The 7,800-nt window shown below is 59.5% G+C and carries 5 protein-coding genes and 1 pseudogene; 3 read left to right on the forward strand and 3 right to left on the reverse strand.

The window, feature by feature from the left end:
• Nucleotides 1-725: 725 nt before the first annotated feature.
• Nucleotides 726-1,661, reverse strand: a pseudogene (locus MUW49_RS16975) (alpha/beta hydrolase); the annotation flags it as partial.
• 410 nt (nt 1,662-2,071) lie between these two features.
• On the opposite strand from MUW49_RS16975, the gene icd reads away from it, so the two are divergent.
• Nucleotides 2,072-3,325 (forward strand): NADP-dependent isocitrate dehydrogenase, encoded by a 1,254-nt coding sequence (icd, locus tag MUW49_RS16980; protein WP_010673630.1) that lies wholly within the window; start codon nt 2,072-2,074, stop codon nt 3,323-3,325.
• Nucleotides 3,326-3,391: 66 nt separating this feature from the next.
• On the opposite strand, the gene MUW49_RS16985 is transcribed toward icd, so the two are convergent.
• Nucleotides 3,392-3,568 carry a hypothetical protein gene (locus tag MUW49_RS16985; protein WP_010673631.1) on the reverse strand — a complete coding sequence of 59 codons (177 nt, stop codon included), beginning with the start codon at nt 3,566-3,568 and terminating at the stop codon, nt 3,392-3,394.
• 339 nt (nt 3,569-3,907) lie between these two features.
• Complete coding sequence (dsdA, locus tag MUW49_RS16990; RefSeq protein ID WP_113978184.1) at nt 3,908-5,239, reverse strand: D-serine ammonia-lyase; 1,332 nt, start codon at nt 5,237-5,239, stop codon at nt 3,908-3,910.
• A gap of 215 nt (nt 5,240-5,454) precedes the next feature.
• On the opposite strand from dsdA, the gene dsdC reads away from it, so the two are divergent.
• Together dsdC and MUW49_RS17000 are read left to right on the forward strand one after the other, a co-directional pair.
• The gene (gene dsdC, locus MUW49_RS16995; protein WP_113978185.1) at nt 5,455-6,399 is read left to right on the forward strand and encodes a DNA-binding transcriptional regulator DsdC; all 945 of its coding nucleotides are present in this window, start codon (nt 5,455-5,457) and stop codon (nt 6,397-6,399) included.
• Between the two features lie 349 nt (nt 6,400-6,748).
• Complete coding sequence (locus MUW49_RS17000; RefSeq protein WP_010673634.1) at nt 6,749-7,156, forward strand: H-NS family nucleoid-associated regulatory protein; 408 nt, start codon at nt 6,749-6,751, stop codon at nt 7,154-7,156.
• The last annotated feature ends 644 nt before the right edge of the window (nt 7,157-7,800 follow it).

Below are 7,800 nucleotides of genomic sequence, written 5' to 3' on the forward strand. Positions count from 1 at the left end.
CTCAAATTCTCTTAAGTGAACAGCATTGCGGAGAGCGGGGAGTTTTTGTGAAAAAAAATGTGCATATCCTCGTCATGCCGATCTCAAGGGAGTCATTGAGCAAGTTATAAATATCAAGGTATTGATATCAATGGCAAAAACAGTGCTTTTATCAGGCGTTTTCAGGGTGGCTTATGGGGTTTCATAAGGAGCTTTAACCCATTTTCTAGATTGGTTTTTGCATAATCAATCGTTTATTTTGTTGGACAATTGGGGAAAACCTGGTGTCCAATCGGGTGAGCAGGTTGGCCAAACAGTGCCGTCAGCCAGTGTGTAACCCGAGATGTAAGGAGACATCCTGATGGAAAAACTTGACCAAAAAATCGACACCATGCGCCAGGAATTCGAGTCCCAGGGGCAAAAACAGGCCCAGGACAGATGGCAGGCCAGGGTCGATGAACTGCAACGGGAGCGCAGCGAAGCGCCCCAGCCGGAAGCGGCAGAACACTAGCCCCTGGCGGCCTTGTGGCCACCAAGTGAGCGCATAATGAAAAACCACCGCCCTGTTCGGGGCGGTGGTTTTTTTGCGCAGTGGCTAGAGGCGATAGAGGGGCCGCATCGAACAGCTCCGCGCTCTCGCCGGTGCCGCCGTTGAAGACGGTGTGGAAGAAGCGCAGCACCTTCTCGTTGGCGAGGGCATCCCCTTCGAAGTAGGCGTGAGAGTCCCCCACATGGGGCTGATTGGTCACGTCCACGTAGGTGGCCGTTCTGGCATCCAGCCGCCGGGTGTAGTGGCCGAGCCTCGCCTTTTGCTGCTCCCCCATCTTCATGCGCGATGCCATCAGGGCACCATCGCGCTCATTGATGGTGATGTAGAGGCGGTTGCGACACTGGATGCGATCGACCCACTGGGCGTGAAGCTCGTTGTTGGTGTCGGCGGCGGCCATGATGATGTTGTCGAACAGCAGCTGGTTGGCGTGGTAGGTGGTGCTGCCCAGCAGGTGCTTGAACAGGTAGTTGCCCATGCTGTGCAGCAGCAGGTTGATGGTGAAGGGGCATCGCTTGTTTACCTCCTTGGCAAAGTAGCGATCCCAGGCCTCGCCGTTGTCTGCGAACTTCTTCTGGGCCTTCTCTTCCAGCTGCGTCACATACTGGCCGTTGAACTCGTCGAGCAGCCCCTTCATCTTCTCCAGCACCCGGTCAAGGGCCCCGGCCGAGGCCAGGGCATCGCGCTTGTCGCTCTTGTAGCTCAGCACGCCCCGGGCGCCGCCGCCATTGGCGGGCCAGCTGAAGCAGAGCACCTCGACGCCGTACCGGGCCTCGAGCCCCACGGCTCGCTCCAGCACATCGTCAAGATCGTTGTTGAAGCCGTGTACGAACAGCAGCAGGTGTTTGCCGGTCTTGAGCTTCTGTTTGGCCGTGCTGCCGGTCCCGGCGCAGCGCTCCAGCAGCTTGCGCGCCACATAGGCGCTGGCCGGGTGGGGGAGGTCGGGGTCAAGGCCGACGCTGGCGGCCATCTCGGCGGTGATCTGATCCGGCAGCAGGTCCAGCTGCCACTGCTTGCCCTGACGCCGGGCCTCGGCGAGGCGCAGTTCGTTGGGGCCCTCTGCGGGTTTTTCGCCAAAGATCTCGCTGGGGGTCTTGCCCTGCTCGTTGACCATCCGGTTGGTGACGATAAACATGGTGTTCTCCTTGTTGTCGTGCTCTCTTCATGACCGGCCACGCCCCGGGCGCCCCGATCACTGGCAAAGAGCCTAGTCCGGATCCGGCAGCCTGTCCCCCGGCGCGCCTTGCCTCGCCAAAGGGGTTACGACGATGTAAAGGCGAACGGGATTTGGGGGAGTGGCGCCTTCGGGGCGGCGAGGGCAGGGAGACGCTGTCATCACTAGATGAAGAGGCCCGGATGGACGGGGCCTGCGCCTCGTCAGGACCTGAGGGCGGCGAGGGAGGAGGGGATCCTCAGGCGCACTGTGATCCACTCCCCGACTATGGTCTGACATGCATGCCCGCTATTTGATTATGCAAATGGATGGGCTTAAGATGGCCGCGCGCAACGATCAGATTGATAACAAACGGAAGTTAGGAGATGCCGATGGAAAGCAAAGTAGTTATCCCGACCCAGGGCCAGAAAATCACAGTCGATGCCAGCGGCAAGCTGCAGGTTCCCCACAACCCCATCATTCCGTTTATCGAAGGGGATGGTATCGGTGTGGACGTGACCCCGGCCATGTTGAATGTGGTGAATGCTGCGGTCGAGAAAGCCTACAAAGGCGAGCGCAAGATCGCCTGGATGGAGATCTATACCGGCGAGAAGTCGACTCATGTCTATGGCGAAGGTGCCTGGCTGCCGGCCGAAACCCTGGATTTCATTCGTGAATACTGCGTGGCCATCAAGGGCCCGCTGACCACCCCGGTCGGCGGCGGTATTCGCTCCCTCAACGTGGCCCTGCGCCAGGAGCTGGATCTCTACGTCTGCCTGCGCCCGGTCCGTTACTACGAAGGGACCCCGAGCCCGGTCAAGCACCCCGAGCTGACCGACATGGTGATCTTCCGCGAGAACGCCGAAGACATCTACGCCGGCATCGAGTGGAAGGCGGACAGCGATGAAGCCAAGAAGGTGATCGCTTTCCTGCAAAACGAGATGGGCGTGAAGAAAATTCGCTTCCCCGAGTCCTGTGGCATCGGCATCAAGCCCATGTCCAAGGCCGGTACCGAGCGTCTGGTCCGTGCCGCCATCGAGTACGCCATCGACAACGATCGCGACTCCGTGACCCTGGTGCACAAGGGCAACATCATGAAGTTCACCGAGGGTGCCTTCAAGGATTGGGGTTATGCCCTGGCCCAGAAAGAGTACGATGCCCAGCTCATCGACGGCGGCCCCTGGTGCTCCTTCAAGAACCCGAAGACCGGCAAGACCATCGTGGTCAAGGACGTCATCGCCGATGCCTTCCTGCAACAGATCCTGCTGCGTCCGGCCGAGTATGACGTCATTGCCTGTATGAACCTCAACGGCGACTACATCTCCGACGCGCTGGCGGCCCAGGTCGGCGGCATCGGCATCGCGCCGGGCGCCAACATCGGCGATGGCGTTGCCCTGTTCGAAGCCACCCACGGCACCGCGCCGAAATACGCTGGCCAGGACAAGGTCAACCCGGGCTCCCTCATCCTCTCTGCCGAGATGATGCTGCGCCACCTGGGCTGGACCGAGGCGGCTGACCTCATCGTCAAGGGGATGGAAGCGGCCATCGCCAACAAGACCGTCACCTATGACTTCGAGCGTCTGATGGAAGGTGCCACCCTGCGTTCCTGCTCCCAGTTCGCCCAGGACATGATCGACCAGATGTGATCCGGGTCGTTGAAATGCAAAACCGGCGCCATGAGCGCCGGTTTTTTTATGGAGGAGAGCAGGTCGTCAGGTGGTTTTTTCCACGTGCTGCTCGTAGATCTGCTGCCATTTGCTGGTCTCGGCCTCATCTCCACGGGCCTGCCAGAATTCGCAGATGGAGCTGGCGAGCTCGGATGCCATGGCGTGGTCTCCGTCACGGCGGCTCATCAGATATTGTCCCAACCAGCTTTGATATTGTTTCATCGCCCGATCTCCTTATCTAAGGTGCCCAGAGGGGAGTGCTCCAGGCGTCAAGGTCACGCAGGAGCGATTCGAACTGGGCACATGTTGTGCTGCGCCCGGCAGGTGTTGGTCGCCGGAACCGGTGGTTATCTCACCGGAAAAAGGGGACAACGGGGCGCAGATGTCAAAAAACGGTCTCTATCGTATCACAAAATAACCAGTCGGTGGGGCTGGATGACAAATCAGGCTGTCCAGCAGTCTGGCCGTCTGTGTCATGGGGGCGAGGGCTGAGGTGCCATCTTGCTGATCTCGCAGCAGAAAAACCCGCCAGGTCGGCGGGTCACGGGGGCGAAAAAAAGATCAGATCCGGGCGCAGGCCAGGTATTTTTCCATCTCCTCGGCGGGCACCATGCCGCCGCCGGTGGCCCACACCAGGTGGGTGGCCCCGGCCATCTTGGCTGCATCCAGTCCCTGCCCACTCTGCCACTCAAGGTTGGCGGCCACTCGCCAGGGGCCTGCCATGCCCGCCAGTGCCGAGGGCTCGAGCCGGATCTCTTCATCCCGGGCCAGGAGCCCCAGCAGGTCGTACATCTCCTGATCGCTCAGGGTGTAGAAGCCCGCAAGCAGGCGTTCCATGGCGCGGCCGACAAAACCGGAGGCGCGTCCCACCGCGAGGCCGTCGGCGGCGGTGAGGTTGTCGATGCCAAGGTCTTGCACCGCAATGGCATCGTGCAACCCGGTGTGGACCCCGAGCAGCATGCAGGGGGAGTGGGTGGGCTCGGCGAAGAAGCAGTGCACGTTGTCCCCGAACGCCAGCTTGAGGCCAAAAGCCACTCCGCCGGGGCCGCCGCCGACGCCGCAAGGCAGGTAGACGAAGAGCGGATGGTCGGCGTCCACCCTGATGCCCATCTCGTCGAACTGCTTTTTCACCCGCTCGCCCGCCACCGCATAGCCGAGGAACAGGGTGCGAGAGTGCTCGTCATCGATGAAGAAGCAGGTGGGATCGCGTTCGGCCTCCTTGCGCCCCTGCTCCACCGCCACCCCGTAATCCTCGGCATATTCCACGACGATGGCGCCATGTTCGCGCAACTTTTGCTTCTTCCACTCCCGCGCATCGGCGGACATGTGGACGGTGACGCGAAAGCCGAGGCGGGCGCTCATGATGCCGATGGAGAGGCCGAGGTTGCCGGTCGACCCCACCGCGATGCTGTACTGGCTGAAGAAGTGGCGGAACTCGTCCGAGAACAGCGTGCGATAGTCATCCGTCTCGCGCAGCAGCCCAGCCTGGATGGCCAGGTGTTCGGCATGGGCCAGCACCTCGTGGATGCCGCCGCGCGCCTTGATGGAGCCGGAGATGGGCAGATGGCTGTCTTGTTTGAGCAGCAACCTGCCGGTGAGTTCGACGCCGTAGCGCCCATTGAGGGTCCCCTGCAGGGTCGGGATGGCGGCGATCCCGGACTCGATGATGCCGTGGCTGGCACGGGTTTCGGGGAAGGCCTCGCACAGGTAGGGGGCGAAGCGGGCGAGCCGGGCGGAGGCGGAGGCCACATCGTGCCGGGTGAGCCCCACATGGGGCAATCCTTCCGCGAGGGAGGTAGCCCCCGGATTGAACCAGGTCACAGGGGTGAGGGCGATCAGCGGTTCGAGCAGGGGAAAGCGGGCGATGAGCCCGGCAATGTCGATGTGTGTCATGAAAGCCTCGCGGGGTGGTGACGGAATCATCCCATTGAATGGCACCAGCGTTGCCGTGACAAATGATAAAACGCGTGGCTTGGATCAGCCCAGTTGATGCAAATGGTCATCTACCCTGCTGTGTCTTCGCATACAGGTGAGTTGAGTCTTCCTGGTGAATGCAAACCTCGCCCTTCTGGTATCATCCGCCAGATAAAAGAGAGGGAGGCCCAACCATGCAACGCGATGAGCACCCAGGGGTGAGGAGCAAGCTGCTCAGCAGTCATCAGCTCGCCAGGCTCCACACCTTCGAGGCGGCGGCCCGCCACGGCTCCTTTGCGCTCGCCGCCGACGAGCTCTCCTTGAGCCCAAGCGCGGTGAGCCACCGCATCTCGGCCTTGGAAGAGGCGCTCGGTTTTTTGCTGTTCCAGCGCTTTCACCGCAAGGTGGCCTTGACCACGGAGGGGCAGCGCATTTTCTGGGCCCTCACCTCCTCCCTGGAGTTCATCAATCAGGAGGTGCTGGAAATCAGGGAGCAGGCGCTGTCGGGCTCCCTGACGCTGCACTCGCGCCCCTCCATCGCCCAGTACTGGCTGGTGCCAAGGCTCGCCGATTTTTCCCGTCTGCATCCTCACATCGAGCTCAACCTGCTGACGGGCAACGAGCATATAAACCTGCACGGCTACGGCATCGATCTGACCCTCAACTTCGATGCCAGAACCCCGACGGGCCTGGCCATCCACCCCCAGATGGATGAATACATGGTGCCGGTGTGCAGCCCGCAATACGCCAGCGACCACGGTCTGATGGGGGAGGTGAGGAATCTGCAGCAGTGCCGCCTGCTCCATGACAGGCAGGCCTGGGGCCTGGACACCGACAGCGACGAGTGGCGCACCTGGGGGAGTCACTGGCATCTCTCCCTGGAGGTCTGCTTGTCACACATGGGATTTGATCGAGCGGATCTGGCGATCCTTGCCGCCACCCACCACGCCGGTGTCGCCATGGGGCGCAGGCAGCTGGCAAGCCAGGCGCTGGCGAGCGGAGCGCTGGTGATGCCCTTCCCGGATATGGCGGTGCGCTGCGAGCCGCGTTATTACCTGGCGACCCTCCCTCATCGCCAGTGTCCCAAGATCCAGGCATTCATCCGCTGGATACAGGATCAGGCGCAAGGGGCACCTTGAAACGGGACCTGGTTTATTGTCTGCGAAGGTCATGCTCATGAGCGCACTATTTGTACAATAAGGGCCGGCACTGCTGCTAAATGACCTGGCGCAGAGCGACGCGGGTAAGAGATAACACCGTGTGCAACGGATGAGGTGAGCCTGAGATTAACCGGGGAAAAAAGGAAATAAAGTCTGTGAGAGTATTCCCAATAAGTATCAGGCAGGGAATTAACCACGGTGAATAATGTCCATATGGTGTCAGCGCTTTGCCGGATGGTATAAAAACATTATGTTGTTATCCAATGGGCATGCTATTCTCAAATCGTGTTATCCCTGTGACATACAAAAATAATTCTGTGAGGAAGTAATGAACGAGTTTCTGAAGGTTCTGCTGAACATTCGCAGCTTGCGCGCTGCCATTCGTGAACTGCCGTTTGAGCAACTGCAAGAAGCGAAAGAAAAGTTTGACCTGGTATATAACGAGCGTGCCGAGTCCGTTGAACAGGAACGCGCCGAACAGGAAGAGCGTCAGCGCAAACTGAATGAATTCACCGAAATGCTGCAACAGGCTGGTATCGATCCCCGTGAGCTGATCGGCAGCGTGGCGGCTCCGGCTGCGGCGGGCACCACCAAGAGCAAGCGTGCTCCCCGTCCTGCGAAATACAAGTATCAGGAAGACGGTCAGGAGAAGACCTGGACCGGTCAGGGTCGTATGCCCAAGGCCATCGCCGAGCAAGTTGCGCTTGGCAAGGATCTGAACGATTTCCTGATCTGATCGCCGGATCCGATTCTCGATAATGCCGCCTGCAGGGCGGCATTATTATTTTCAGGGTTCAGATGATGTCGCAGTAAAACCCAATTGCGCAGGTTACTCTGGTTAATTGGAGAGCCTCGTCTGGAATAGCCATGACCATCATGTGCCCAATAAAGGTGGCGCATCATCTTCCACGCCACCTCGCCACTTATACGCACTGAGGACTCATACAGCCCGTGTATCTTCGTCCCTTGTGAGAAACGATCATGGATACCTGCTGTGACAGAATGAAATAGCGGCGGTGGATCCTCATCTGTACGCCTGAGCGGCCCGTCTCTTTTTCATGCTGATGCATGACGCCCACCGCCTATTAATTTATCCCCTCTATTTATGGTCTGTTTGACACCGCTCTTCTGCGATATATCCGCACGATGCCGGACAATGTGCGGATGAGGCAGACACCGATTGGTGGCAAACAAATAAACCGAATGCTAGATGACGGGTTGTCCGAGTTCAGACCTTAACCATCCCCTCATATGAGCGAGGCGTGGCGCGGCTTCTGAGGTATGATCGCCATCCTTGACCAGCTAATACCCAACAGACTATCCCCATGTTTAACCACGAACTAATCCTCAACCACATCGACGATATATTTGGACAAGACA

Origin of the sequence: Aeromonas sp. LsrichE-8G (genome assembly GCF_022869435.1) — a bacterium.
Taxonomy (GTDB): domain Bacteria; phylum Pseudomonadota; class Gammaproteobacteria; order Enterobacterales; family Aeromonadaceae; genus Aeromonas; species Aeromonas caviae.